We start from the raw sequence: 26,134 nt of genomic DNA on the forward strand, positions 1-26,134 counted from the left end.
TACCCCCGCTTTAGCCGGGTGGGGGGGGGGGGCGGGTGGGGTGGCCCCTGGCCCACCGCGGGGCCCACCGCCGGGGGGGGGGGTTGGGGGGGGGGGGGGGGGGGGGGGGTGCCCCGCCCCCCCCCCGCGGCGGCGATGCCGTGGACTGCCTCGTGCAGCAGTCGCTCGAAGGAGAGTTCCGCGCCACAGGCGGACGAGGACTCTCCGATCAGGGACTCGGGCGCGGCAAGGTCAGGCAGCTCGGGGTGGTACCGCTGAATGTCGGCCCACGCCTGCGCCAGCTCTGCGGCGAGAACAGGTGGTGTCGTGCTCACGTCGTGACAACGAGCCGAGGTGCCACGGTGTTCCGATTCCGGGCCATTCCAAATTTTTTGCACGTACCAGTCAGTTCAGTCTCATGCGACCGGACGAGGGCGGGTGCGCAGAACTCAGGAGGAGTCGGTACGTATGGGGGTCCCCCGGACGTAGTCGCCTCACGGCCGCCCCACGTCCGGGGAACCCCCGGAATTCACCGCCCGCGCGCGCCACCGGCGCGCGCGGGCCGGCGCGCGTCAGTACGAACGCGCCACGATCGCCAGCGTGCCCGGGGCGTCGTCCGCCACCGGCACCGAGCCGTCCTCGGCGATCAGGCACCGTACGGAGACGGCCTGCTCGGCGAGCTTGGCCTCGCCCTCCGGGCCCAGCACGTCCCACGGGATCCGCGCCCAGCCGCCGGCGATCGCGGCCTCGGCGGCCTCGGCGATCGTCGCCACGTCGCTGGTACGGGCCTCACGGCGCTCGCGGGACTCACGCAGCAGCTGCGCCTGGTCCTCCTCCAGCACCTTCGGCAGCAGGTCGGCCAGCGCGTCGATGCTCACCGGCTCCTTGCCGCCCGGGATGCGGCGCGCGAGCATCGCGGTGCCGGCCTCCAGGTCGCGCGGGCCGATCTCCACGCGGACCGGGACGCCCTTGAGCTCCCAGTCCACCGCGCGGCGGCCGAAGGGCGTGTCCACGCGGTCGTCGACCTGCACGCGGATCCCGGCGGCCTTCAGCTGCGCACCGAGCTCGCGCACCTTCGCGACGGCCTCGTCGCCCTTGATCGCCATGACGACGACCTGGACGTGGGCCAGCCGCGGCGGCACGCGCAGACCGTTGTCGTCGCCGTGGGACATGATCAGACCGCCGACCATGCGGGTCGAGACGCCCCAGGAGGTCTGCCAGACCAGCTCCTGCTGGCCCTCCTTGGACAGGTACTGGGTGTTGAAGGCCTTGGCGAAGTTGGTGCCGAGCTCGTGGCTCGTGCCCATCTGCAGCGCCTTGCCGTCGCCCATCATGCCCTCGAGGGTGAGGGTGTTGATGGCGCCCGCGAAGCGCTCCTTGGCGGTCTTGCGGCCGAGCACGACGTCGATGCCGAGCACGTTCGTCATGAAGTCGCCGTAGACGTGGCGGTGGATGTGCGCGGCGTAGTCGCGGGCGTCCTCGTACGTGGCGTGGGCCGTGTGGCCCTCCTGCCACAGGAACTCGCTCGTACGGAGGAAGACGCGGGGACGCATTTCCCAGCGGACCACGTTGGCCCACTGGTTGATCAGCAGGGGCAGGTCGCGGTAGCTCTGCACCCACTTGGAGAAGTAGTCGTTGATGATCGTCTCGGAGGTCGGCCGGACGACGACCGGCTCCTCCAGCTCCTTGCCGCCGCCGTGCGTGACGACCGCGAGCTCGGGCGCGAAGCCCTCGACGTGCTCGGCTTCCCGCGTCAGGTACGACTGCGGGATGAACAGCGGGAAGTACGCGTTCTGGGCGCCCGCGTCCTTGATGCGCGCGTCCATCTCCTGCTGCATCCGCTCCCACAGGCCGTAGCCGTACGGTCGGATGACCATCGTGCCGCGCACCGGGCCGTTGTCGGCCAGCTCGGCCTTGTTGATCAGATCCTGGTACCAGCGGGGGAAGTCCTCCGACTGGGGGGTGAGAACGGGAGCCTTTGCCATGGCGCGAATGGTACGGCGCCGGGCGCGTCGAGCGTGAATCGGGTCCGGCAGTCCTCTGGACGCGGGGGCGAAGTGGGAGTTCTCTGACAACGGGGGCATGGGGGCGAGACGGGAATCAGGAGCGCTCTTTCGATGACACCGACGCTGACGCCGACGCTGGCCGCCCGGGACTGGGCGGAGATCCAGGAACGGATGCTGGTACCGCTGTACGAAGCGGTGTACGAGCGACTGGAGGTCGGGCCGGGCTGCCGGCTGCTCGGCCTGGACTGCGGGGCCGGGCTGCCGCTGCTGCTGGCCGCCGGGCGCGGCGCCACGGCGACCGGCGTGGAGCCGGACCCCGCGCGCCGGGCCCTGGCGCGCGAGCGGCTGCTGGAGGTGCTGCCGCAGCCGCCCGCGCCCGCCGCGGCCCGCCCGTACGACGTCCTGCTGGCCTTCGCCCCGGATCCGGACGCGCTGCCGGCCGCCGCGGCGCTGGTGCGGCGCGGCGGGGCGGTGGTGCTGGCCGACTGGGGGCCGCCGGAGCGCTGCACGGCACCGGCGGTGCTGGGCGGCGGGCCCGTCCCGCGCGACCTGGACGCGCTGGCCGAGGCGGCCGGGCTGCGGCCGGACGGCTCGGGCCGGGTGTTCTGCCCGTTCGGCTACGCGGACATGGAGAGCGCGGCGCGGGGACTGCTGTCCACCGGCCTGTACGACGTCTCGGACCCCGCGCAGGCGGAGAAGGAGCTGACGGAGGCCCTGCACCCGTACGAACGGGCCGACGGCACGGTGTGGCTGCCGAACATCTTCCGCTACGTCGTCACCCGGGTGGGCTGAACGCCCTCCCCTCCCGCGGGCCCCGTGCGCGGCCCGGCCGCTTCCGCACCGGTCACTTCTTCGTGCGGGGGACGCCGGCGGCCGCGTACGCCGCCTCCTCGTCCAGGGTCTCCTCCGCCAGCAGGGCCGTGGCCAGGGCGTCGAGCCGGTCGCGGTGCTCGCGCAGCAGCCGGCAGGCGTTCTCGTAGCACTCGTCGACGATCCGCCGCATCTCCGCGTCGACGGTGTCCAGGGTGGCGGGGGCGGCCGCGAGGCCGTACGCGACCTGGCTGTCGGCGGGGACCGCGGTGAGCCTGCCGACGCGCTCGCTCATGCCCCAGCGGCCGACCATGCCGCGCGCCAGATTGGTCACCTGTTCGAGGTCGTTCTCCGCGCCGGTGGTGATGACCCCGTAGACCACGTGTTCGGCGGCCATGCCGCCGAGCGCGCCGATGATCCGCCCGCGCAGGTACTCCTCGGTGTACGCGTACCGGTCGGCGTCCGGCGTGGACAGCGTGACGCCCAGGGCGCGCCCGCGCGGCACGATCGTGACCCGGCGGACCGGGTCGGCGCCCGGGTGCAGCATGCCCAGCAGGGCGTGCCCGCTCTCGTGGTACGCCGTGCGCCGGCGCTCCTCGTCGGGCATGACCAGGGAGCGCTCGGCGCCGAGCTGGATCTTCTCCAGGGCGTCAGAGAGGTCTTCCCGGGTGACCTCGGTGTGCGCGCGGCGCACGGCGAGCAGGGCGGCCTCGTTGGCCAGGTTGGCGAGCTCGGCGCCGGTCATGCCGGGGGTGGCCCGGGCCACCTGGACGAGGTCGGTGTCCGGTGCCAGCGGGATCTCGCGGGTGTGGATGGCCAGGATGGCCGCGCGGCCGCCGCGGTCGGGCGGGGAGACCTGGACGGTCCGGTCGAAGCGGCCCGGCCGGGTCAGGGCGGGGTCGAGGACGTCGGGGCGGTTGGTCGCGGCGATCACGACGACGCCCTCGGAGCCGGAGAAGCCGTCCATCTCGGTGAGGATCTGGTTGAGCGTCTGCTCGCGCTCGTCGTGGCCGCCCATGCCCGCGCCGGCGCCCCGGGCCCGGCCGATGGTGTCGATCTCGTCGATGAAGATGATCGACGGGGCCACCTTGCGGGCCTCGGCGAACAGCTCCCGCACCCGCGAGGCGCCCACACCCACGATCATCTCGATGAACTCCGAGGCCGAGGCGGAGAAGAAGGGCACGCCCGCCTCGCCCGCGACGGCCCGTGCCAGCAGGGTCTTTCCGGTGCCGGGCGGGCCGGCGAGCAGCACCCCGCCGGGCATCCGGGCGCCCATCCTGCGGTAGGCCGCCGGGTTCTTCAGGAAGTCCACGACCTCGCTCAGCTCGGCCTTGACCTCGTCGATGCCGGCGACGTCGTCGAAGGTGGTACGCCGGGCGCCCGCCAGCTCCACCGGTCTGGGGGGCGTTTTCCGGCCGAGTCCGCCGAGCCCGCCGCCCATCGCCGAACCCATCCGGCGGGCGACGAGCACCCACAGGCCGACCAGCAGCAGCATCGGCGCCAGCGAGATCAGCAGGTTGACGAGGAAGCTGCGGTGCTCGACGACCGGGGAGGCGGTGACGGTGACGCCCTTGGCGGTCAGGTTCGCCCAGAGGTCGTCGTCGGCGAAGGCGGGCCGCTGGGTGATGAACTTGGTGTAGTCGCCCTTGCCGCCGGGCACCGGCTGCTTGCTCTTCAGCTCGCCCTCGATGGCGTCGCCCTTGGAGTAGATCTTCGCGACGTTGCCTTCGGCGACCTGCTTGCTGAACTCGGTGTACGAGACGGTCGGCTCGTCGCCCTCGTTGAAGAAGGAGAGCACCAGGTTGGTGAGCAGGTAGACGATCAGGGCGGCGAGGATCAGGTTCCGCCAGCTGATCTTCTTGCGGGGCGGCGGGGACGGCGGGGCGCCTTCGGAGCGCCAGGGCGCGCCGGACCGGTCACGCGGGGGCACGGGGGTGGGCTGGGGCACGTGGCCGCCTCCTTCTGCCGTCCTCCCGGCCGACCATAAGCGACAAACCGGGCGGTCGCTCCCGGAGGATCATGACGAAGGGCCCCGCCGGTCCGCCCGGCGGGGCCCTTCGTCGTACGCGCGCTGCGCGCTACTTCATGAACTTCTTGAACTCGTCCGGCAGCTCGAAGTCCTGACCGGGCTGCCCGGCCGGCAGGCCGAACGGGTTGCCGCCGGCGACCGCCTCGTCACCCGGACCACCCTGCTCGCGGCGGGCCGCGGCGGCGGCCTCCTCGGCCTTGCGCTTCATCGGGTTGCCGCTCTTGCGCTTGCCCTTGGCCTGCTTGACCTGCTTCTTCTGCCGGCCGGGGCCGCCGCCCATGCCCGGGATGCCGGGCATCCCGGGCATCCCGCCGCCCTGGGCCATGCGCGACATCATCTTGCGGGCCTCGAAGAACCGCTCGACGAGGTTCTTGACGGCGCTGACCTCGGTGCCCGAGCCCTTGGCGATACGGGCGCGGCGGGAGCCGTTGATGATCGTCGGGTCGTTGCGCTCGGCCGGCGTCATCGACTTGATGATCGCGGCGGTGCGGTCGACGTCGCGCTCGTCGATGTTGTTGATCTGGTCCTTGATCTGCCCCATGCCCGGCAGCATGCCGAGCAGCTTGGAGATGGAGCCCATCTTGCGGACCTGCTCCATCTGGGACAGGAAGTCGTCGAGCGTGAACTCCTTGGGCCCCTTGGCGAGCTTGGCCGCCATCTTCTCGGCCTCGGCCTGCGAGAAGGTCTTCTCGGCCTGCTCGATGAGGGTGAGCATGTCACCCATGTCGAGGATCCGGCCGGCCATGCGGTCGGGGTGGAACGCGTCGAAGTCGTCGAGCTTCTCGCCGTTGGAGGCGAACATGATCTGCTTGCCGGTGACGTGCGCGATGGAGAGCGCGGCACCACCGCGGGCGTCGCCGTCGAGCTTGGAGAGCACGACGCCGTCGAAGCCGACGCCGTCGCGGAAGGCCTCGGCGGTGTTGACCGCGTCCTGACCGATCATGGCGTCGACGACGAAGAGGATCTCGTCGGGGCTGACGGCGTCGCGGATGTCCGCGGCCTGCTGCATCAGCTCCTGGTCGATGCCGAGGCGGCCGGCGGTGTCGACGATGACGATGTCGTGCTGCTTGGTGCGCGCGTACTCGATCGAGTCCTTGGCGACCTGGACCGGGTCACCGACACCGTTGCCCGGCTGGGGCGCGTAGACCGCGACACCCGCGCGCTCGGCGACGACCGAGAGCTGGTTGACGGCGTTGGGGCGCTGGAGGTCGCAGGCGACGAGCAGCGGCGCGTGGCCCTGGCCCTTGAGCCAGAGGCCGAGCTTGCCGGCGAGGGTGGTCTTACCGGCACCCTGGAGACCGGCGAGCATGATCACGGTGGGCGCGGTCTTGGCGAACCGCAGCCGGCGGGTCTCGCCGCCGAGGATGCCGACGAGCTCCTCGTTGACGATCTTCAGGACCTGCTGGGCGGGATTGAGCGCCTTGGAGACCTCCGCGCCGCGGGCGCGCTCCTTGACGTTCGCGATGAACGAGCGGACGACCGGGAGGGCGACGTCGGCCTCGAGGAGGGCGATACGGATTTCCCGCGCCGCAGCGTCGATGTCCTGCTCGGAGAGGCGGCCTTTGCCCCTGAGGGACTTGAAGGTCGCGCTGAGGCGGTCGGAAAGCGTATCGAACACGGTGGTCGCGATTCCTCGGGTCGGGGGCAGGGTGGTCGTCCCCCAGGGTATCGGGCTCCGCCACGGCCCCTGCCCCACGGGCCGCATTTGCCGCCGATCTCGGCCCTTCCGGGGTGCGGGCGCGGGGGTGGGGGGGGGGGGGCCCCCCCCCCCCCCACCACCCCCCCCCCCCCCCCCCCCCCCCCCGGGCCCCCCCCCCCCCCCCCCCCCCCCCGGCGCGGGGCCCCCCCCCCCCCCCGCCGGCCCCGGGGCCCCCCCCCCCCCCGGCCCCCCCGGCGCGTCTTGCGCCCCCGCCCGGGCCCGGGGGGGGGGGGGGGGGGGGGGGGGGGGGGGCGCCCCCCCCCCACCCGCTACACCAGCGCCGCCTCCACCGCCGCGGCCAGGGCCGCCGCCTCCGGCCCCGCCAGCGGCTTGCCGTCCGTGTCCACGACGTACACCGTGTCCACCGCGTTGGCGCCCAGTGTCGAGACGTGCGCGCTGCGGACCCGGACCCGGCCCGCCTCCAGGGCCCGGCCGATCCGGTGCAGCAGCCCGACCGCGTCGGGGGCCCGGACCTCCAGGACCGTCGCCAGGGAGGAGACGTCCGGGACCACCGTCACCCGCGGGGGCGGCGGGACCACCCCGCGCCGGCGCGGGTACGCCGCCTCCCGGTCCGCCAGCTTCGCCGGCACGTCCAGGGAGCCGTCCAGCGCCCGGACCAGGTCCGCGCGCAGCCGGGCGGCCTGCGGGAGGGAGCCGTACTCGGCGGCGACCCGCCAGCGCAGGACGAGGACCTCGCCCAGGTGGTCGGGCAGTTCCACCGAGCGCAGGTCGGCCGCCCGTACGGTCAGCCGGTGCAGGGCCAGCACCCCGGCGACGGCGGGCAGCACGCCCGGCTGGTCGGGGACGGCCACGGCCAGCTCGACGCCGACCACGTCCTCCTCGTGCCGGGCGTGCAGGGTCAGGACCGGCTCCCGGGTGCGCAGGGCCTCGACCGCCAGCCGTTCCTGCTCGGTGCTCGGGGCCGGCGGTTCCGCCGCCGGCGCCGTGCCGTCCAGGACCGCCGCGACCCGGCGCACCAGGTCGGCGACGAGCGAGCCCCGCCACGCCGACCAGGCGGCGGGCCCGGTCGCCAGTGCGTCTGCCTCGGTCAGCGCGTGCAGCAGCTCCAGCGTGACCGGCGAGCCGACCGCCTCGGCAACGGCCCGGACGGTGGCCGGGTCGTCCAGGTCGCGGCGGGTCGCGGTCTCGGCCAGCAGCAGGTGGTGGCGGACCAGCGTGGCGAGCACCGTCACGTCGGCGGGCTCGAAGCCCAGCCGTGCGGCGACGTCGCGCGCGATCGTCTCGCCCGCCACCGAGTGGTCCCCGGGCCAGCCCTTGCCGATGTCGTGCAGCAGGGCGGCCATCAGCAGCAGGTCGGGGCGGCCGACCCGGCGGGTCAGCTCCGAGGCCCGTACGGCGGTCTCGACCAGGTGCCGGTCCACCGTCCAGGTGTGGACGGGGTTGCGCTGCGGGCGGCAGCGCACCCGTTCCCAGTCCGGGAGCAGCCGGGTGATCAGCCCCTCCGCCTCCAGGGCCTCCCAGACGCCCACGGTCGGCTCACCCGCGCCCAGCAGCGTCAGCAGCTGCTCGCGGGCCTCGGCCGGCCAGGGCACCGGCAGCGGTCCGGCGGCCTCGGCCAGCCGCCGTACGGCGTGCGGGGAGACCGGCAGTCCGGCCTGGGCGGCGGCGGCCGCCAGCCGCAGCGGGAGGACCGGGTCGCGTTCGGGGCGGGCGGCCAGGGCCAGGACGACCTCGCCGTCCTGTTCGACCACGCCCTCCGCCAGCGGGGCCCGCTCGACGGCGCCGCCGCGCGGGCCCAGCAGGGCGCGCAGCCGCGGCCGGGCCGCCCGGGCCCGCAGCACGCGGCCCACCTCGCGCCAGGTCACGTCGCCCGCGTACGCGACGACGCCGGCCGCTTCGTACACGTCCCGCAGCAGGGCGTCCGCGTCCAGCACGCCGAGCCGGCCGGCGACGGCGTCCTGCTCCTGGAGGGAGAGCCGGTCGGCGGCACGCCCGGTGACCAGGTGCAGGGCGTCGCGCGTGTCCAGCAGCCGCCGCCGGGCGTCGGCGAGGCCGGCGCGGGGGGCGTCGGCGACCCAGGAAGCGGCGACCGCCCGCAGCGCGGTGATGTCGCGCAGTCCGCCGCGGGCCTCCTTGAGGTCGGGTTCGAGCAGGAAGCGCAGCTCCCCCCAGCGCTCGGCGCGGTCCCGGCACATCGAGTGCAGCTCGGGCAGCCGCCGGGGCGCCTGGTTGCGCCAGTCGGCCAGTACGGAGGTGCGCAGGGAGGCCAGCAGCCCGAGGTCGCCGGCGACGGGCCGGGCGTCGAGCAGTCCCAGGTGCACCTTGAGGTCCTCGGCTGCCGTCTTCCGGGCCTCGGCCGGGGTGCGCACCGAGTGGTCGAGGGCCAGGCCCAGGTCCCACACGGGGTACCAGATCCGGTCGGCCAGCGCGCTCAGCGCCTTGGCCCCGGCCTTGCCGTCGTGGAGCAGCAGCAGGTCCAGGTCGCTGCGCGGGGAGAGTTCGGCGCGCCCGTAGCCGCCGACGGCGACGAGGGTGGCGCCGCGGACTCCTGTCTCGCGCGCGGCCGTCGTGAAGAGGGCGTTCAGCCAGTCGTCGGTCAGCCCCGCCAGCGCGGAACGCCGCGAAGGCCCGGACCGCGACTCCTCCTGGAGGAGTCGCAGCCGGGCCGCGGCGTAACCGCTGGCTCCCGGGCCGGCCGGATCGGACGGATCCGTCGTGGAGTGCTCGACGCTCGTCACCCAGGAGCTCCCGTCCGCTAGAGCGCGTCAGCGCCGCGCTCGCCGGTGCGGACCCGGATCACCGTGTCCACGGGGACGCTCCACACCTTGCCGTCGCCGATCTTGCCGGTCTGGGCCGCGGAGACCACCACGTCCATCACGTCGTCGGCCGCCTCGTCCTCGACGAGGACCTCGATGCGGATCTTGGGGACCAGGTCGACCGTGTACTCGGCACCGCGGTAGACCTCGGTGTGGCCGCGCTGGCGGCCGTACCCGCTGGCCTCGGAGACCGTCAGGCCCTGGACGCCGAACTGCTGGAGGGCTTCCTTGATCTCGTCCAGCTTGTGGGGCTTGACGATCGCGGTGATGAGCTTCATGCGTCTACCTTCTTGCTCGCGGCGGCAACGGGGGCGGGTGCGGCGGTGCTGCGCGAGGAGGCGCCGCCACCGGCTCCGCTGAAGTCGTAGGCGGTCTCGGCGTGCTCGACCTGGTCGATGCCGGACACCTCGTCGTCCTCGCTGACCCGCATGCCCATCGTCTTGTCCAGGAGGAAGGCGAGCAGGGCCGACACGACGAGGGAGTAGGCCAGGACCGAGAAGACGCCGATGGCCTGCTTGCCGAGCTGCTCCAGGCCGCCGCCGTAGAAGAGGCCGGCCACGTCGGACTGCACGCCACCGGTGGCGAAGAGGCCGACGAGGAGGGAGCCGAGGACACCGCCGACGAGGTGGACGCCGACCACGTCGAGGGAGTCGTCGTAGCCGAACTTGTACTTCAGGCCGACGGCCATGGCGCAGACGACACCGGCGATGGCGCCGATGGCGATCGCGCCGAGCGGGGAGCAGGAGCCGCCGGCGGGGGTGATGGCGACGAGGCCCGCGACCGCGCCGGAGGCGGCGCCGAGGGTGGTGAAGGAGCCGTGGCGCAGCTTCTCGTACGCCAGCCAGGCCAGCATGGCGGCGGCGGTGGCGACCTGGGTGTTGACGAACATCACCGCGCCGATGCCGTCGTCGTTGCCGAGCCAGGAGCCGGCGTTGAAGCCGAACCAGCCGAACCACAGCAGACCGGCGCCGAGCATGACCAGCGGGAGGCTGTGCGGGCGCATCGGGTCCTTCTTGAAGCCGACGCGCTTGCCGATGACGAGGATGACGCCGAGGGCGGCGGCGCCGGCGTTGATGTGGACGGCCGTACCGCCCGCGAAGTCGATGACGCCGAGCTCGAAGAGCCAGCCGCCGGGGCCCCATACCCAGTGGGCGACGGGGAAGTAGACGACGGTGACCCACAGGGCGGTGAACAGGGCCCAGGCGGTGAACTTCACGCGGTCCGCGAGCGCACCGCTGATCAGCGCCGGGGTGATGACCGCGAACATCAGCTGGAAGACGGCGAAGACGTACACCGGGATGGTGTAGCCGTCCCACAGCTGGGTCAGGCCGATGCCGCTGAGGCCGACGTAGTCGGAGGACCAGCCGATGACGGAGCCGGAATCGGTGCCGAAGGCGAGGCTGAAGCCGTAGAGGACCCACAGGATCGTGACGATCCCGAGGCTGATGAAGCTCATCATCAGCATGTTGAGGCTGCTCTTGACGCGGACCATGCCTCCGTAGAAGAAGGCGAGGCCCGGGGTCATCAGCATGACCAGGGCGGAGCAGATGAGCATGAACCCGGTGTTCGCGGCAGACAGCTGTGGGGCGTCTGCGGCAAGGGTCGTGATGGCTGGTGCCATCGGCGTCTCCTCGTCGTCGGTACGTTCGCGTGCGGGCGATCGTGAAAACCTGAGCGGAGCCAGTGCGGGGGGCCTGGGGACTGGCCGGTTATTGGCCATGAGATTCGCGCAGGCCGGTTTCCGGCGGTGCCGCTCGATGTTTCGCGACGGTGACGAAGAGGTCGGGCGTGTTACGCGCCCATGAACCCCGTGGGGGCGACGGCTGGGGAGCCGGCCGCGGCAGTGACCCGGATGACCTGGCATGGGGGAGCCTGATCGGGCTTCACGGGGTGACTGCCGCGGCCGGGGCCTCGGGGAGGTCCGCGGCGGACCTCAGACCGCCTCCGCGGACTCGGGGAGGCGGGCGGCGAGGTGGTCGGTGAGGCGGACGACGTCGGCGACGTCGCCGTACTCACGGGCGGCGGTGTCCACCGTCTTGCGGAGCCGGTTGTTCACGCGCTCCGAGCGCACCTTTTGCGCCACGGTGAGGGCGCGGTCGATCAGGGCGGTGGCCTGCTCGGGCTCGCGCCGCAGCAGGTGGACGGTGGCGAGGCCGACGAGGTTGAGGGCGTAGCTGCGCTGGTGTTCCGCGTCCTTCTCGAAGAGCTCGACGGCGCGTTCCATCACGGGTTCGGCGAGGGAGGCGTAGGTGGGGCTGCGGCCGGCGACGTAGGCGAGATCGCGGTACGAGTGGGAGTTCTCGCCGTTGAGTTCGGCCTCGGAGAAGAACCGGATCCAGTCGGGCTCGGGCTCGCCGCCGAGGCCGACGTCGCCGAAGGTGTCCTCGGCCATCCGGACGGCCCGCTTGCAGCGGCTGGGCTGGCCCATATTGGCGTACGCGCGGGCCTCCATCGCATACAGCATGGCCTGGGTGCGGGGGCCGGCGCAGTCGCGGCTGCCGTACTGGGCGAGGTGGATGAGTTCCAGGGCGTCCTCGGGGCGGCCGAGGTGGATCATCTGGCGGCTCATGTTGGAGAGGATGTACGAGCCGAGCGGCTTGTCGCCGGCCTCCTTGGCGGCGTGCAGGGCGAGGACGAAGTACTTCTGGGCGGTGGGGTGCAGCCCGACGTCGTAGCTCATCCAGCCGGCGAGTTCGGCGAGTTCGGCGGCGACCTTGAAGAGGCGTTTCATGACGGGCCCGGTGTGGTTCTCCTGGAGCAGGTCGGTGACCTCGTGGAGCTGGCCGACGACCGCTTTGCGGCGCAGGCCGCCGCCGCACTGAGCGTCCCACTGGCGGAACATGGCGGTGGTGGCCTCGAGGAGGTCGAGCTCGGGCTCGGACAGGCGGGGCGGCCGGTGTCCGGCCGGGCCCGCCCCGCCCCCGTCGCGTGGTACCGGGTCGGCGGCCGGTACCGGCACGAGCCAGCGCTGCATCGGCTCGATGAGGGCGGGGCCGGCGGACAGGGCGAGCGAGGTCCCGAGGAAGCCGCGGCGGGCGAGCATCAGGTCGCTGCGGGAGAACTCGCCGAGCAGGGCCACCGTCTGGGGGCCGGCCCAGGGCAGGTCGACGCCGGAGACGGACGGGGTCTGGTGGGCGGTGCGCAGGCCGAGGTGCTCGATGGCGACGACCGTGCCGAAGCGCTCGGAGAACAGCTCGGACAGGATCCGCGGGACGGGTTCGCGGGGCTGTTCGCCGTCGAGCCAGCGGCGTACGCGGGAGGTGTCGGTGCTGATGTGGTGCGCGCCCATCTGACGGGCGCGGCGGTTGACCTGGCGGGCGAGCTCGCCCTTGGACCAGCCGCTGCGGACGAACCAGGAGGTGAGCTGGTCGTTGGGGCCGGTGCCGCGCGCCGCGCAGTCCCCGGGGTCCGCGGCGTCCACGTCGGGTCCGCCTGCGCCGTTGCCGCTCACTGGAACGCCCCCATTCCGGAACACTTCTTGCCTCCGGCATACCCACGGATGCGGAAGCTTCGCCTCTCGTGCACTGAAAGTAATCCTACGATCACCCCCTCGGCGAGGTCGATTCCACAATCGCCACCATTCGCCACCCCTTCGAATGAACTCGCCACCCGCCAAGCGCGATTCACTTGACACACGACAGCCGTAAGCAGGTGGCGGACGGGTGTACGGCGGGGCGCGCGCGGCACGGAGCGCGCCGGCCGGCCCCCGGGGACCGCTACGTAACCACCGGTGCGTCCGACCCGTTGGAGGGGGCATGGGCATGGGCTTCACGATCGGCGGCAGCATCGGCGGCCGGAGCACCAGGGAGTTCCGGTCCGGCGCCCGGCGCCGCAGCCGGATGTCGGAGTGCACAGCGGTGGCGGAGTACACCGGGCTGTGGGGCTGGGACGTGGTCCCCGGGGCGCGGGCCGCGGCGCCCGGGCGGGACTGTTCGTGCGGGGACGCGCAGTGCGCGGCGCCGGGCGCGCATCCGCTGGCGTTCGAGGCGGTGGTCCCGGCGGGGGCCACGCTGGACGAGGTCACGGTGGCGTGGGCGCGGTTCCCGGGGGCGGCGCTGCTGCTGCCGGTGGGCCGGGCCTTCGACGTGATCGAGGTCTCCGGGGAGGCCGGGCGGCGGGCGCTGGTGCGGCTGGAGCGGATGGGGTTGCCGCTGGGCCCGGTGAGCGCGACCCCGGACGGGCGGGCGCAGTTCTTCGTGGCGCCGGGCGCCGCGGCCGAGCTGCCGCACCTGCTGTACCGGATGGGCTGGGACGACGCCGGCCTCGACCTGCACGCGCTGGGCGCGGGGTCCTTCCTGACCGCTCCGCCGTCCGACCACGCGGGCCTGGGCCCGGTGACGTGGCTGCGGCCGCCGGCGCTGGACTCCTCGCGCCCGCCGGAGGCCCGGCTGCTGCTGGGCACGCTCGCCTACATCTGCCACCGCTCGGAGCGCTGAGGGCGTCGGACCGGCGCCTACGCCAGGGGCCCCGCGGTCCGGTGTGGATCGCGGGGCCCCTGCTGGCCGTACGGGTGCGGTACGGGCGCCGTGCGTCAGTCGCCGATGAGGGCGTCGACGAACGCCTCCGGCTCGAACGGTGCCAGGTCGTCGGGGCCCTCGCCGAGGCCGACGAGCTTGACCGGGACGCCGAGCTCGCGCTGGACGGCGACGACGATGCCGCCCTTGGCGGTGCCGTCGAGCTTGGTGAGCACGATGCCGGTGATGTCGACGACCTCGGCGAAGACACGGGCCTGCGTCAGGCCGTTCTGGCCGGTGGTGGCGTCGAGGACGAGGAGGATCTCGTCCAGCGGGCCGTGCTTCTCCACGACGCGCTTGACCTTGCCGAGCTCGTCCATGAGGCCGGTCTTGGTGTGCAGGCGGCCGGCGGTGTCGATCAGGACGACGTCGGCGCCCTCGGCGATGCCCTCCTTGACGGCGTCGAAGGCGATGGACGCCGGGTCGCCGCCCTCGGGGCCGCGCACGGTGCGGGCGCCGACGCGCTCGCCCCAGGTCTGGAGCTGGTCGGCGGCGGCTGCGCGGAAGGTGTCGGCGGCGCCGAGGACCACGGAGCGGCCGTCGGCGACCAGGACCCGGGCGAGCTTGCCGGTGGTGGTGGTCTTGCCGGTGCCGTTGACGCCGACGACCATCACGACGCCGGGCGTGTCGACCCCGGACTCGGTCTTCACGGCGCGGTCGGCGTCGGTGCCGATCAGGTGCAGCAGCTCCTCGCGGAGCAGGGCGCGCAGCTCGTCGGGGGTGCGGGTGCCGAGCACCCGGACCCGCTCGCGGAGCCGGTCGACCAGCTCCTGCGTGGGCTTGACGCCGACGTCGGCGGTGAGGAGGGTCTCCTCGATCTCCTCCCAGGTGTCCTCGTCGAGGTGCTCGCGCGAGAGCAGCGTGAGCAGCCCCTTGCCGAGGGAGTTCTGCGAGCGGGCCAGGCGCGCGCGCAGCCGGACCAGGCGGCCGGCGGTGGGCTCGGGCACCTCGATCTCGGGCGCGGCCGGAGCCTCGGGCTCGGCCGCGGCGGGGGCCTCGGGAGCGGCGGCCTCCGCCTCGGGGAGCACGACCTCCTCGATGGTCCGGCGCGGCTCGGCGACCGTCGGAGCGGCGTCCTCCCCCACCTGCGGTTCGGCGGGCGGGGCAGTGATGGTCGGCGCGCTCGGCGGCGGGGGCGGCAGCTGCTTCTTCTTGCGGCTGCTGACCACGAGGCCGCTGATGGCACCGACCGCGACCAGGGCGATGACTACAGCAAGGATGAGGATGTCCATAACGCACCCAGTATCGGCCACCGGACCGCCGGCGGGCCGAACCGACCGGACCGGCCGCGCTGCGTACCGGGACCGAAGCCCCTATTTGGGTATTTCGGCCGACACCTACGATGATGGGCGACTCCCCCTCCTCATCCCCATCGGAGTAGCGCATGCCTGCCGAGTCCGCCGACGGCGCGATAGAGACCCGCGGCCTGGAGCCCGTGCCGGACGGTGAGCGCACCGGCCGCGTCCGGGAGCTCGTGCCGACCTGGGTCGCCGCCAACATCAGCGTGCTGCTGCTGACCATGGGCGCCGGTCTGGTGATCTTCAACGGGCTGAACTTCTGGCAGGTGCTCCTCGTCGCCTTCGCCGCGCCGGTCCTGTCGTACGGGCTGGTGGGGCTGATCTCGATCGCGGGCAAGCGCGGGGGCGCGCCGGGCATGGCGCTGTCGCGGGCGGTGTTCGGCCAGCGCGGCAACCTGTTCCCGGGCTCGCTGATCTGGGTCGCCCGGTGGGGCTGGGAGACGATCAACGCGGTCAGCGGCGCCTACGCCGTCCTGACGGTGCTCGACCTGCTCTTCGGGATCCAGAGCAACACCGCGCTGATCGTCGTCACGCTGGTGTTCTTCGTCGGCTGCACGTTCGCGGTCTCGGGCCTGGGCATCAACGCGCTGCGGGTCTGCTCGACGTGGTCCACGTACCTCTTCGGCGGCTTCAGCGTGCTGGTGCTCGGCTACCTGGTCGCCACGACCGACTGGTCGGCGGTCTTCGGCAAGCCCGCCGGGTCGACGGCGATGATGATCGCGGGTATCGGCACCATCGCGGCGGGCGGTATCAGCTGGGTGCCGTCGGGGCCGGACTTCACGCGCTATCTGCCGCGCACCGCCTCCTCGCGGGCCATGGTCGGCGCGACCGTCGGCGGGGCCGGTGTGGTCGTGGTCCCGATGGTGCTGATGGGCGCGGTCATGGCGGTCGGCACCCCGGACCTGGCGAAGGCGCAGGACCCGGTCTCCTTCATCGGCGAGCTGCTGCCGACGTGGCTGGCGGTCCCGTACCTGCTGATCGCCCTGATCGGCATGCTGCTGATCAATTCGATGTCGATGTACTCGGCCGGGTTCACCGCGCAGACGCTGGGCATCACGGTGCCGCGCGCCTGGGCCGTCAGCGTGAACGCGGTCATCAGTCTGGTCTTCGGTTTCCTGCTGATGGTGGTGGCGACGAGCTTCTTCGGGTCGTTCATCTCCTTCCTGACGCTGCTGGCCGTGGCCTTCTCGGCGTGGATCGGTGTGTTCGGCGTGGACATGCTGCGCGGGCGGGTCTACGACGGGGCGGCGCTGCTGGACACCACGCGCACCAGCGCCTACTGGTACCGGGGCGGTTTCGCCTGGCAGGCCATGACCGCCTGGGGCGTGGCGCTGGCGGTGGGGCTGCTGTTCACGTCCGTGGACTGGTTCAGCGGTCCGCTGGCCGGGACCTGGATCGGGCGCAACGGCCTGGGCTGGGTGGCCGGCATCGTCACCTCCGGCGTGCTGTACGCCGTACTGCCGCGCGCGGCGGCGCCGGCGGCCGGGGCCGACGGCACGGACCCGGAGGCCGATGCCGCCGCCGGCGACACCGACGCGCGCGTGCCGACCGGATCCCTGTCCAACTGACGCCACGTCAGCTAACGTCCCCCCTCGCCACCCACACCCGGCGGAGGGGGACTTCTCCATGCCCATCACCGTGGCCCGGTTCAACCTCGTCGACCCCGACGGCACGCCCGAGACCCTCTCGGCCCGCTACCGGGCCGCGCTGGAGATGGCGGCGTACGCCGACGAGCACGGCATCGACACCCTCCAGACCGAGGAGCACCACGGCACCGGGAACAACTGGCTGCCCTCTCCCCTGGCCTTCGCCGGCGCGCTCTTCGGCGCCACCCGCCGGATCTCCGTCACCGTCTCGGCGATCATCGGCCCGCTCCACGACCCGCTGAAGGTCGCCGAGGACATCGCCGTCCTGGACCTGCTCAGCGGCGGGCGGCTGATCACGGTCGCCGGTATCGGCTACCGGCCGGAGGAGTACGAGCAGCACGGCGTCGAGTGGGGCCGGCGCGGCCGCCTCCAGGACGAGCTGCTGGAGACGCTGCTGCAGGCCTGGACGGGCGAGCCGTTCATGTTCCGCGGCCGGACGGTGCGGGTCACCCCGGTGCCCTTCACCCGGCCGCACCCGCTGCTGCTGGTGGGCGGCAGCTCGCGCGCGGCGGCCCGCCGCGCGGCCCGGCTGGGGCTGCCGTTCTTCCCGAGCGCCCACCTGCCGGAGCTCCAGGCGTACTACGAGGAGCAGCTGGCCGAGCACGGCACCGAGGGCTTCTGCATGATGCCGGCCGCGCGGACCCCGTTGCTGCACATCGCCGAGGACCCGGACCGGGCCTGGGCGCGGTACGGCGAGCACTTCCTGCACGAGGCCGGCATGTACGCGTCCTGGCAGTCCAAGGACATCCGCTCGGCGGTGCGCTCCGGCGCCCGCAGCGTCGAGGAGCTGCGGGCGGAGGGCGTCTACCGGATCCTGTCGCCCCAGGAGGCGGTGGCGTACGCGCGTGAGGCGGGCGAGGCGGGCAACCTCGTCCTGCATCCGCTGTGCGGCGGGATGCCGGTCGAGGAGGGCTGGCGCAGCCTGCGCCTGCTGTGCGAACAGGTACTGCCCCGGCTCGTGGACTGAGCCGGGGCAGTACCCGTGTCGAGGAGAGGGGTGTTGGCGGGGGTGGTTACCCCATCTCCTCCAGCGCCTTGCCCTTGGTCTCCGGCACCCACTTGAGGATGAAGGGGATCGAGAGCAGAGCGAAGCCTGCGTAGATCACGTAGGCGCCGGAGAGGTTCCAGGCGGACAGGTCCGGGAAGGACACGGTGATCGCCCAGTTGGCGAGCCACTGCGCGGAGGCCGCGACACCGAGGGCCGCCGCGCGGATCCGGTTGGGGAACATCTCGCCGAGCAGCACCCAGACCACCACGCCCCAGGAGAGGGCGAAGAAGAGCACGAAGACGTTGGCGGCGACGATCGCGACGGTGCCCTGGAGGTCGGGCAGCGAGATGTCGTCACCGGTGCCGGTCTTGTACGAGAAGGCCCAGGCGCAGGTGGCGAGCGCCAGCGTCATGCCGGCGGAGCCGATCAGGGCGAGCGGCCTGCGGCCGATCCGGTCGACGAAGATCATCGCGATGACGGTGCCGATGATGTTCACGATCGAGGTCTCGAACGAGTAGAAGAAGGAGCTCGCCGGGTCGATGCCGACCGACTGCCACAGCGCGTTGCTGTAGTAGAAGATCACGTTGATGCCGACCAGCTGCTGGAAGACCGACAGGCCGATACCGACCCAGACGATCGGCAGGAAGCCGAACCGGCCGCCGAGCAGGTCCTTGAACGTCGACTTCTGCTCGCTGTGCATGGCGAGGCGGATCTCGGCCGCGCGGGCCTCGGGGTCGGCGGCGGGCCCCTCGACCTCGGCCAGGATCTTCTTGGCCTCGTCCTCCCGGCCGACCGCGATGAGGTAGCGCGGCGACTCGGGGATCACGAAGGACATCAGGCCGTAGAGCACGGCCGGTACGACCATGACGCCGAGCATCCACTGCCAGGCCTCCAGGCCGGCGAGGACGCCGCGCTGTTCGCCGCCGGCCATGTTGAGGATCGCCCAGTTCACGAGCTGGGAGATGGCGATGCCGAGCACGATGGCGGCCTGCTGGAAGGAGGCGAGGCGGCCGCGGTAGGCGGGCGGTGCGACCTCGGCGATGTACGCCGGGCCGATCACGGAGGCCATGCCGATGCCGAAGCCGCCGATGGCGCGCCACACACCCAGGTCCCAGACGGCGAAGGGGAGGGCCGAGCCGATGGCGCTGGCGGTGAAGAGGAGGGCGGCGATCCGCATGACCCGGATCCGGCCGAGCCGGTCGGCGAGGCGGCCGGCGACCGCGGCGCCCACCGCGCAGCCGAGCAGGGTGATCGCGACGACCGTGCCGAGCTCGGTCTCGGAGATCCCGAACCGCTCCTTGATCGCGACGCTGGCGCCATTGATCACGGCGGAGTCGTAGCCGAAGAGGAAGCCGCCGAGGGCGGCCGCCGCCGTGATGAAGATGACGTGGCCGAGGTGTTCGGGCCGGGGCCCGCCGCCCGGCGTGGGCGCCTTCGCTGTGCTGGTCAAGGTGTACTCCGTGGGGGATTTGTCCGTTCTCCTAGTGGCGCACAGGTCAAGATCGGACACCACCCGAAGAGGGAAGACGGCAGGGGTGAGCCTATGTCTTCATTTTCTGAAGTCAAGACTTCGGATCAAGTCCACAGAATCCGGCGAAGAGCGCACCCGACGAAGGCATGTCGTTCAAGACTTGAAGAAACGAGGGAAGGCTGCCGCAGGGAGGAAGTCAGCGCAGCCGCTGGCTGATCACCTTCGACACCCCGTCACCCTGCATCGATACGCCGTACAGCGCGTCGGCGACCTCCATCGTGCGCTTCTGATGGGTGATGACGATCAGCTGGGAGCTCTCCTGGAGCTCCTCCATGATCCGGATCAGCCGCTGGAGGTTGGTGTCGTCGAGGGCGGCCTCGACCTCGTCCATCACGTAGAACGGGCTGGGCCGCGCCTTGAAGATCGAGACCAGCAGCGCCACCGCCGTGAGCGAGCGCTCGCCGCCGGAGAGCAGGGACAGCCGCTTGACCTTCTTGCCCGGGGGGCGGGCCTCGACGTCCACGCCGGTGGTGAGCATGTTGTCGGGATCGGTCAGGATCAGCTGGCCCTCGCCGCCGGGGAAGAGCCGGGAGAAGACCCCCTCGAACTCCCGGGCGGTGTCCCGGTAGGCCTCGGTGAAGACCTGCTCGACGCGCTGGTCGACCTCCTTCACGACCTGAAGGAGGTCCGCCCGGGTCTTGCGCAGGTCCTCGAGCTGCTCGCTCAGGAACTTGTGCCGTTCCTCCAGGGCGGCGAACTCCTCCAGGGCCAGCGGGTTCACCTTGCCGAGCTGCTGGTAGGCGCGCTCGGCGGCCCTGAGCCGCTTCTCCTGCTGCGCCCGGACGAACGGCCCGGGCAGGTTGCGCGGATGCGCGGGGTCCTCGGGCAGCTCCTCCCCGTCGGCGGGGAGCGAGGGCGGTACGGGCTGGTCGGGCCCGTACTCGGCGATCAGGCCGGCGGGCTCGACGCCGAGTTCCTCCAGGGCCTTGGTCTCCAGCGCCTCGATGCGCAGCCGCTTCTCGGCGCCCAGCACCTCGCCGCGGTGCACGGAGTCGGTCAGCTTGTCGAGCTCGCTCTTCAGGTCGCGGCCGCGGGTGCGCGCCTCGCCCAGGGCCTGCTCGCGGCGGCCCTTGGCGTGTTCGGCGGCCACCTTCTCCTGCTCCGCGCGGGCCAGCGACACCTCGATGTGGACGAGGAGCTGGCGGGCGCCGTCGGCGACCGCGGCCGCCACCTCGGCCTCGTGGCGCAGCCGGGCACGGCGGCGCTCGGCACGCGCCCGGGCCTCCCGCTCGGCGCGGGCACCCCGGTCCAGGGCGTCGGCCCGCCCGGCCAGCCCCTTGACCCGCTCCTCGTGCGTCCGCAGCTGGAGGCGGGCCTCCATCTCGGTCTGGCGGGCGTTGGCGCCGTCGGCGGCGAGCCGGTCGCGGACGGCGGTGTCCGGCTCCTCCTCGATGGGCATGTCCTCGGCCACGGCCAGCCGTTCGGCGCACTCCTCCACGTCGGCCTGCGCCTGCTCCAGCGCGTCCTGCGCCTTGGCCGCGGCCGCGGCGCTGCGCTCGGCCTCGCCGGCGGCCCCCTTGGCCTGCCCGGCCAGCCTGCCGAGCTGCTGGGCCACCCCGGCCCGGGCCCGCTCGCCGGCCCGCTGCCGCTCCGCCAGCGTCTCGACGGCGGCGGCCAGTTCCCGGCGCCGCGCCTCGGCCTCCGCCTGTACGCCGGCCAGCTCGCCGCACCGCACGTCGAGTTCCGCGAGCTCGCGCCCGGCCTCGTCGACGGCGGCCTGCACCTCGATCAGGCTCGGCGCCCCGGCCGAACCGCCCTGCGCGAGGTGCCCCCCGAGCACGTCACCGTCGGCGGTCACGGCCACCAGGTCCGCCCGCTCGCGCACGAGGGCCTCGGCCTCGTCGAGGCTCCCGACGACGACGTGATCCCGCAGCACCCACGCCAGCGCCCGCACGACCCCGGCATCCCCGTGCACCAACTCCACGGCGGGGATCCCCTGCCCGGCCGCGGCCGACGGAGCGGCGGCGCCCCCGCCGACGGCCACCGCGGCCGCCGGGACCGGCGCGCATCCCTCGGTCTCCTCCCCGGCCGGGTACGAGGCCCCGCCGTCGGCGGGCCCGGCGGTGGGGGCGGGGCCCCCGCCGGGGGCCGCCGCCGGGGGCGCGACGGCGCCGCCGACGGGAGCGGTTGCCGGCGGTGGGACCGGGGCGGAGCCCTCGGACCGGGCCGCCGCGAGGTACGGAACGGCTGCGTCGGCGGGCGCGGACGCCGGCGTGGGAACCGGGCCCGGGACGGCTCCCCCGCCCGGGGGCGCCGCGGGGTGCGGGACGCCTCCCTCGCGCGGCGCCGGCGCCGGCGTGGGCACCTGGGCCCGGGGCGGGAGGACCGCGGGGGCCGACGGGGTGATCAGGAACGTGGCGCGGCCCGCGTCGCTCGCGCGCAGGTGCCGGATGGCGTCGGCGGCCGAGCCCGGTGAGGTCACCGCCAGCGCGTCCGCCGCCGACCCGAGCGCGGCGGCGACCGGGATCTCGTGGCCGGGGGTGACGGAGAGACGTTCCGCCGCCGGGCCCAGCAGGCCCGCCAGCCGTTCCCGGGCGGCGAGGACCGCGCCCGTGCCGTCCTTGCGCCGCAGGCCGAGCGCCAGCGCGTCGCGGCGGGCCGTGGCCGCCGCCCGCGCGCGTTCGGCCGCGCCCAGTGCGTCCCGGGCCGCCGCCAGGTCCGCTTCCGCTGCCCTCAGCGCCGTGCGCGCGCCGTCGAGTTCGGTCTCGGCGCCGGCGCCGGCGCCGGCCAGGTCCTCGACCTCGGCGGCCAGCGCCTCGTACTCCTCCTGGGCCAGTTCCGCGCGTGCGCGCGCCTCGTCGCTCGCCGCCACCAGCCGGTCGATCTCCGCCTGCGCGGCCCCGGCACGGGACCGCGCGGCGGCCAGCCGTCCGGTCAGCCGGGCCAGGCCCTCGCGCCGGTCGGCGATGGCCCGCGCGGCGTCCCGCAGCCGCCGTTCCTCCTGCGCCAGCGCCCGTTCCAGCTCCGCCCGGTGGGCGACGGTGTCCTCCAGGGCCCGCGACGCGGCTTCCAGAGCCGCCGTCAGTTCCGCCTCCTGCTCGCGGATCCGGGCCGCCTCCCGCTCCATGTCCTCGGGGTCGCGGCCCCGGCGTTCCTCCTCCTGCGGGGCCGTCGCGCTCTTCACGCGGGCGTCCGCCAGCGACACCGTGCCCCGTACCCGCTCGGCGAGCTGCGACAGCTCGTACCAGGTCTGCTGGGCCCGGGCCAGACGCGGCGCCAGTTCCCGTACGGCCGCCTCCAGCTCGGCCTCGCGCCGCAGTGCCTGGGCCAGGTCGGCCTCGGCGGCCTCCTTGCGCTCCTTCAGTGCCGCCTCGTCCGCGACCTCCGCCGCCAGCGCCCCGCGCAGCGTCACCAGGTCGTCGGCGAGCAGCCGCAGCCGCGCGTCGCGCAGGTCCGCCTGGATGACCGCCGCCCGCCGGGCGACCGCGGCCTGCCGGCCCAGCGGCTTCAGCTGCCGCCGCAACTCCTCCGTCAGGTCCTGCACCCGGGCGAGGTTGGCCTGCATCGCGTCCAGCTTCCGCAGCGCCTTCTCTTTGCGCTTGCGGTGTTTCAGGACGCCGGCCGCCTCCTCGATGAAGGCGCGCCGGCCCGTCGGATCGGCGTGCAGGACGGAGTCCAGTTGGCCCTGGCCGACGATGACGTGCATCTCGCGGCCGATGCCGGAGTCGGAGAGCAGCTCCTGGATGTCGAGCAGCCGGCAGGTGTCACCGTTGATCTGGTACTCGCTGCTGCCTCCGCGGAACATGATCCGCGTGATGGTGACCTCGGCGTAGTCGATCGGCAGGGCGCCGTCGGAGTTGTCGATCGTCAGCGAGACCTCCGCCCGGCCCAGCGGCGGCCGCCCGGTGGTGCCGGCGAAGATGACGTCCTCCATCTTCCCGCCGCGCAGGGACTTGGCCCCCTGTTCGCCCATGACCCAGGACAAGGCGTCGACCACGTTGGACTTGCCCGAGCCGTTGGGGCCCACCACGCAGGTGATGCCCGGCTCGAAACGCAAGGTGGTCGCGGAAGCGAACGATTTGAAGCCACGCAGGGTCAGGGACTTGAGGTGCACGCCGCCGGACTCTACCTCTCACGGTCGGTTTCGCCCATGAAGGTGCAGGGCACAACAGACGTCAAAAGATCCGGTGCGAGGACGACGCAAAGGGCGGCGCAAAGAAAGAAGGGACGCCGGAGCGTCCCTTGCAGATCATGCGGGGCTGGAGTCGAGCGACGAGATAGCGCGAATCAGGTGAGCGCAGGCTCCGCCTTGGGTACGTCGAGGTCGATGCTGTCCAGCAGCGAGTCTCCGTGCTGAGCGGCGGCCGCGTTCAGCGCGTCGTTCTCGGACTGAATCCGTACAAGCTCGGACTCGAGGTCCTGGACGCGCTGCTGAAGCCGTCGCATCTCGGCGAGGAGTCGCGGGTCGGAACCGCCGACGTAACCGAGAAGCGCCTTTGCCATGATGGATGGTCCTCCACACTGAGTGACCGACCGAAGCGGTGTGGGTCGTGAGGGAATCGCACCCGCGGTGTCTGGCAGCGCCTGTCAGTCTCTGCGCTACTACTGCCAACACGGCCAAACAGCTCAGGTGCGCGGGGACTTCCAGCGTCTCACCAAAAAGTTTGACGGTCAACACGATCACGCCCCGTATCGGCGGGCAACCCTGTCCGCACAAGGGTCGTGGTGATCGTCCGGGCCCCCGTGAGCCCGTCGCGGAAAGCCGGGCGGTCGGGTTTCGGGGACGTAACCGCAGTTCCGGCGGTATGGAGATGTGATCGGTACATGATCAGCGAATCGCGAAGCCCTCGTAGCCGCCGCGCGGCGTCCCCCAAATCTCCGTGACTCCGTCGACCCGTCCCGGCGTGTCGGAAGATCGCAGCCATTCGAGCAGCCGGTGGCAATTCTCACGTTGACCTTCGGCCACCACCTGCACTCGGCCGTCGTCGAGGTTCAGCGCGAAGCCCTGCAGACCGCCGATCTCCAGAGCGTTCTCCCTGGTGAACCAGCGGAAGCCCACTCCCTGTACACGGCCGCGCACCCATGCGGTCAGCCGGACGTCTTCGTTCATGCGTGAACGCTAACGGGACGCACACCGTCGGGCCACGCCACCCCCCGCGTTCCATGGCGTAGTGTCCCCCACCAATGAACTCACCCATTTGGGTGGGTAATGGCTGATCTTGGAAGGCTCGCCGATGGGACGCCACCGACTTCCCGCTCCGCGCTCCCCGCGCGGTTCCGTCGTGCGCAATGGGCTGCTGGGGATCTCGGTGGCCGTGGCCCTGGGCACCGCGGCCGTGACCACCGGCGTGGTACCGGTCGGCGGGTCCTTCCCGTACGTGGGCACCGAGGGCAAGAAGACCGAGGCCGGGGCGACGCCGCGCACCCCGCGCGCGACCGCGTCCGAGGTGGAGCAGCAGGGCGGGCTGGCGAACCTCTCCGCCCGCGCCACGGCCGATGCCGTCGCGAGCGGTTCCCCGGCCCCGTCGGCCTCCGCGTCCCCGTCCCCCTCCCCCTCCCCCTCCCCCTCGGCCTCCGCCGCGCCGACGCCGTCCGCGTCCGCTCCCGCCGCGAAGGAACCGGACCAGCCCGAGAAGCCCGAGAAGCCCGGGAACCCCGAGAAGTCCGAGAAGTCCGAGAAGTCCGAGAAGACCGGGAAGCCGGCCCTGCCGGACGTGAAGCCCGCGCCGCGCACGGCGGCGCCCGTGGCTCCCCCGGCCCCGAAGACCCCGAAGGCCCCGGCACCCACCAAGGTCCCCGAGCCCCCGAAGAACGTGGTGCCCACGGTCGCGACCGGGCACGACGCCGAGGAGAAGGCCGTACTGGAACTGGTCAACGCGGAGCGCGCCAAGGCGGGCTGCCCGGCCGTCCGCGCGAACCCGCCGCTGGCCGCTCTGGCCGCCGCGTTCAGCAAGGACATGGCCACCCGGGGCTTCTTCTCCCACACCGACCCCGACGGCAACACGCCGTGGGACCGCGCCGACAAGGCCGGCCTGGCGGGGATGGGCGGCGAGAACATCGCCCGCGGCCAGGGCGACGCCCAGGCCGTCATGACCGCCTGGATGAACAGCCCCGACCACAAGGCGAACATCCTCAACTGCGAGTTCCGCACCCTCGGCGTCGGTGTCCACGTCGCCGCCGGCGGCCCGTGGTGGACGCAGGACTTCGGCTTCTAGCCCACCCGCGCACGAAACGGACGCGACCGCGCCCCCTGTCACCACGACAGGGGGCGCGGTCGCATCCGGGGTGGGCGTGCCTCAGGCGGCGACGGCGGCCAGTGCCGCACGGCCGGCCAGGACGACGGCCGCCTGCTCGGCGACCCGGCGGCCCAGGTGCCGGGCGGTGGCGAGGTCGGCCTTGTGCACGCCCTCCGGACCCTCGTCGGAGTTGGTCTGGGCGGCGGCACCCGCGAAGAAGCCGAGGCGGTTGAGGTCGTTCTCGGATCCCGTGGAGCTGTTCCAGCCCGGCTTGAGGCCCAGGTTGACCCAGTTCATCCCGTGCTGGGCGGCCAGCGTCTGGAAGAACTGCAGGGTGTGCAGCTTGTCGCCGCTCTTGGAGGCGGAGTTGGAGAAGCCCGCGGCGAGCTTGTCCTGCCAGGCGTCCTGGAACCAGCGCTTGGAGCTGGCCTCGGCGAAGACGTGGAAGGCGCCGGAGGCGGTGCCCATGTAGGTGGGCGAGCCGAAGACGATCGCGTCGGACGCGTCGAGCAGCGCCCACTGGGTGTCGTCGATCTCGTCGACCTTGATCAGGTGCACGATGGCGCCGCCGTCGACGGCCCCGTCGCGTACGGCTTCGGCGACGACGGCGGTGTGGCCGTAGCCGGAGTGGTAGGCGATGGAGACGACGGGGGTGTGAGCGGTGGCGGACATGGCGGGGAC

At 73.1% G+C, this 26,134-nt stretch carries 18 protein-coding genes and 1 pseudogene; 5 read left to right on the forward strand and 14 right to left on the reverse strand.

The genetic code is table 11. The features are described 5' to 3' along the window. Window positions 1–107 precede the first annotated feature (107 nt). Together ACZ6KO_RS30060 and proS are read right to left on the reverse strand one after the other, a co-directional pair. Window positions 108–314 (reverse strand): annotated as a pseudogene (locus tag ACZ6KO_RS30060) (hypothetical protein); the annotation flags it as partial. Between the two features lie 237 nt (window positions 315–551). After that, window positions 552–1,964, reverse strand: coding sequence for a proline--tRNA ligase (gene proS, locus ACZ6KO_RS30065; protein WP_469307148.1), 1,413 nt, complete (start codon window positions 1,962–1,964; stop codon window positions 552–554). A gap of 132 nt (window positions 1,965–2,096) precedes the next feature. On the opposite strand from proS, the gene ACZ6KO_RS30070 reads away from it, so the two are divergent. Further along, the gene (locus tag ACZ6KO_RS30070) at window positions 2,097–2,777 is read left to right on the forward strand and encodes a class I SAM-dependent methyltransferase (RefSeq protein WP_469307149.1); all 681 of its coding nucleotides are present in this window, start codon (window positions 2,097–2,099) and stop codon (window positions 2,775–2,777) included. Between the two features lie 52 nt (window positions 2,778–2,829). Here the strand turns inward: ACZ6KO_RS30070 and ftsH are convergent, their stop codons facing one another. The 6 genes from ftsH to nsdA all read right to left on the reverse strand — a co-directional run bounded on the left by ftsH (window position 2,830) and on the right by nsdA (window position 12,751). Then, entirely contained in the window at window positions 2,830–4,743 is a 1,914-nt protein-coding gene (gene ftsH, locus ACZ6KO_RS30075; RefSeq protein ID WP_469307150.1) for an ATP-dependent zinc metalloprotease FtsH, read from the reverse strand. Window positions 4,744–4,873: 130 nt separating this feature from the next. Further along, complete coding sequence (gene ffh, locus ACZ6KO_RS30080; protein ID WP_469307151.1) at window positions 4,874–6,442, reverse strand: signal recognition particle protein; 1,569 nt, start codon at window positions 6,440–6,442, stop codon at window positions 4,874–4,876. 350 nt (window positions 6,443–6,792) lie between these two features. Further along, a complete protein-coding gene (locus tag ACZ6KO_RS30085; protein WP_469307152.1) occupies window positions 6,793–9,222 on the reverse strand; it encodes a [protein-PII] uridylyltransferase in 2,430 nt (809 codons plus the stop codon). Between the two features lie 17 nt (window positions 9,223–9,239). After that, window positions 9,240–9,578, reverse strand: coding sequence for a P-II family nitrogen regulator (locus ACZ6KO_RS30090; protein ID WP_469307153.1), 339 nt, complete (start codon window positions 9,576–9,578; stop codon window positions 9,240–9,242). Further along, window positions 9,575–10,921: an ammonium transporter gene (locus tag ACZ6KO_RS30095; RefSeq protein ID WP_469307154.1), complete on the reverse strand. Its 1,347-nt coding sequence runs from the start codon at window positions 10,919–10,921 to the stop codon at window positions 9,575–9,577. Before ACZ6KO_RS30095 ends, ACZ6KO_RS30090 begins: the two co-directional genes overlap by 4 nt. A 312-nt stretch (window positions 10,922–11,233) precedes the next feature. Then, window positions 11,234–12,751, reverse strand: a complete 1,518-nt coding sequence (gene nsdA / locus ACZ6KO_RS30100) for a transcriptional repressor NsdA (protein ID WP_469307155.1) — start codon at window positions 12,749–12,751, stop codon at window positions 11,234–11,236. 310 nt (window positions 12,752–13,061) lie between these two features. Here nsdA and ACZ6KO_RS30105 point away from each other — a divergent pair, with 310 nt between their 5' ends. Beyond that, window positions 13,062–13,736: a bifunctional DNA primase/polymerase gene (locus ACZ6KO_RS30105; protein ID WP_469307156.1), complete on the forward strand. Its 675-nt coding sequence runs from the start codon at window positions 13,062–13,064 to the stop codon at window positions 13,734–13,736. A 95-nt stretch (window positions 13,737–13,831) separates the two neighbouring features. Here the strand turns inward: ACZ6KO_RS30105 and ftsY are convergent, their stop codons facing one another. After that, complete coding sequence (gene ftsY / locus ACZ6KO_RS30110) at window positions 13,832–15,046, reverse strand: signal recognition particle-docking protein FtsY (RefSeq protein WP_469307157.1); 1,215 nt, start codon at window positions 15,044–15,046, stop codon at window positions 13,832–13,834. A gap of 152 nt (window positions 15,047–15,198) precedes the next feature. On the opposite strand from ftsY, the gene ACZ6KO_RS30115 reads away from it, so the two are divergent. Then, the gene (locus tag ACZ6KO_RS30115) at window positions 15,199–16,680 is read left to right on the forward strand and encodes a cytosine permease (RefSeq protein WP_469307158.1); all 1,482 of its coding nucleotides are present in this window, start codon (window positions 15,199–15,201) and stop codon (window positions 16,678–16,680) included. Between the two features lie 58 nt (window positions 16,681–16,738). Beyond that, window positions 16,739–17,725: an LLM class flavin-dependent oxidoreductase gene (locus tag ACZ6KO_RS30120; protein WP_469307159.1), complete on the forward strand. Its 987-nt coding sequence runs from the start codon at window positions 16,739–16,741 to the stop codon at window positions 17,723–17,725. A gap of 46 nt (window positions 17,726–17,771) precedes the next feature. Here ACZ6KO_RS30120 and ACZ6KO_RS30125 read toward each other — a convergent pair whose 3' ends face one another. The 4 genes from ACZ6KO_RS30125 to ACZ6KO_RS30140 form a co-directional block, all read right to left on the reverse strand. Continuing rightward, on the reverse strand, window positions 17,772–19,196 hold the full coding sequence (locus ACZ6KO_RS30125) for a sugar porter family MFS transporter (RefSeq protein WP_469307160.1): 1,425 nt from the start codon (window positions 19,194–19,196) through the stop codon (window positions 17,772–17,774). 217 nt (window positions 19,197–19,413) lie between these two features. Then, complete coding sequence (locus ACZ6KO_RS30130) at window positions 19,414–23,331, reverse strand: AAA family ATPase (RefSeq protein WP_469307161.1); 3,918 nt, start codon at window positions 23,329–23,331, stop codon at window positions 19,414–19,416. Between the two features lie 173 nt (window positions 23,332–23,504). Next, on the reverse strand, window positions 23,505–23,720 hold the full coding sequence (locus tag ACZ6KO_RS30135) for a hypothetical protein (protein ID WP_401457083.1): 216 nt from the start codon (window positions 23,718–23,720) through the stop codon (window positions 23,505–23,507). A gap of 325 nt (window positions 23,721–24,045) precedes the next feature. Further along, window positions 24,046–24,327, reverse strand: a complete 282-nt coding sequence (locus ACZ6KO_RS30140; RefSeq protein WP_401457081.1) for an acylphosphatase — start codon at window positions 24,325–24,327, stop codon at window positions 24,046–24,048. Window positions 24,328–24,499: 172 nt separating this feature from the next. Here ACZ6KO_RS30140 and ACZ6KO_RS30145 point away from each other — a divergent pair, with 172 nt between their 5' ends. Beyond that, the gene (locus ACZ6KO_RS30145) at window positions 24,500–25,432 is read left to right on the forward strand and encodes a CAP domain-containing protein (RefSeq protein WP_469307162.1); all 933 of its coding nucleotides are present in this window, start codon (window positions 24,500–24,502) and stop codon (window positions 25,430–25,432) included. Between the two features lie 81 nt (window positions 25,433–25,513). Here ACZ6KO_RS30145 and ACZ6KO_RS30150 read toward each other — a convergent pair whose 3' ends face one another. Further along, window positions 25,514–26,125, reverse strand: coding sequence for a flavodoxin family protein (locus ACZ6KO_RS30150; RefSeq protein ID WP_469307163.1), 612 nt, complete (start codon window positions 26,123–26,125; stop codon window positions 25,514–25,516). Between the last annotated feature and the right edge of the window lie 9 nt (window positions 26,126–26,134).

The sequence above is a fragment of the Streptomyces sp. NPDC042102 genome (assembly GCF_055582305.1).

Bases quoted from the DNA above. Each gene is read 5' to 3' on its own strand.
- ACZ6KO_RS30140 (WP_401457081.1), bottom strand. From the start codon at position 24,327: ATGAACGAAGACGTCCGGCTGACCGCATGGGTGCGCGGCCGTGTACAG.
- ftsY (WP_469307157.1), bottom strand. From the start codon at position 15,046: ATGGACATCCTCATCCTTGCTGTAGTCATCGCCCTGGTCGCGGTCGGT.
- ACZ6KO_RS30095 (WP_469307154.1), bottom strand. From the start codon at position 10,921: ATGGCACCAGCCATCACGACCCTTGCCGCAGACGCCCCACAGCTGTCT.
- proS (WP_469307148.1), bottom strand. From the start codon at position 1,964: ATGGCAAAGGCTCCCGTTCTCACCCCCCAGTCGGAGGACTTCCCCCGC.
- ACZ6KO_RS30105 (WP_469307156.1), top strand. From the start codon at position 13,062: ATGGGCTTCACGATCGGCGGCAGCATCGGCGGCCGGAGCACCAGGGAG.
- ACZ6KO_RS30115 (WP_469307158.1), top strand. From the start codon at position 15,199: ATGCCTGCCGAGTCCGCCGACGGCGCGATAGAGACCCGCGGCCTGGAG.
- ACZ6KO_RS30120 (WP_469307159.1), top strand. From the start codon at position 16,739: ATGCCCATCACCGTGGCCCGGTTCAACCTCGTCGACCCCGACGGCACG.
- ACZ6KO_RS30150 (WP_469307163.1), bottom strand. From the start codon at position 26,125: ATGTCCGCCACCGCTCACACCCCCGTCGTCTCCATCGCCTACCACTCC.
- ACZ6KO_RS30090 (WP_469307153.1), bottom strand. From the start codon at position 9,578: ATGAAGCTCATCACCGCGATCGTCAAGCCCCACAAGCTGGACGAGATC.
- ACZ6KO_RS30070 (WP_469307149.1), top strand. From the start codon at position 2,097: ATGACACCGACGCTGACGCCGACGCTGGCCGCCCGGGACTGGGCGGAG.
- ACZ6KO_RS30135 (WP_401457083.1), bottom strand. From the start codon at position 23,720: ATGGCAAAGGCGCTTCTCGGTTACGTCGGCGGTTCCGACCCGCGACTC.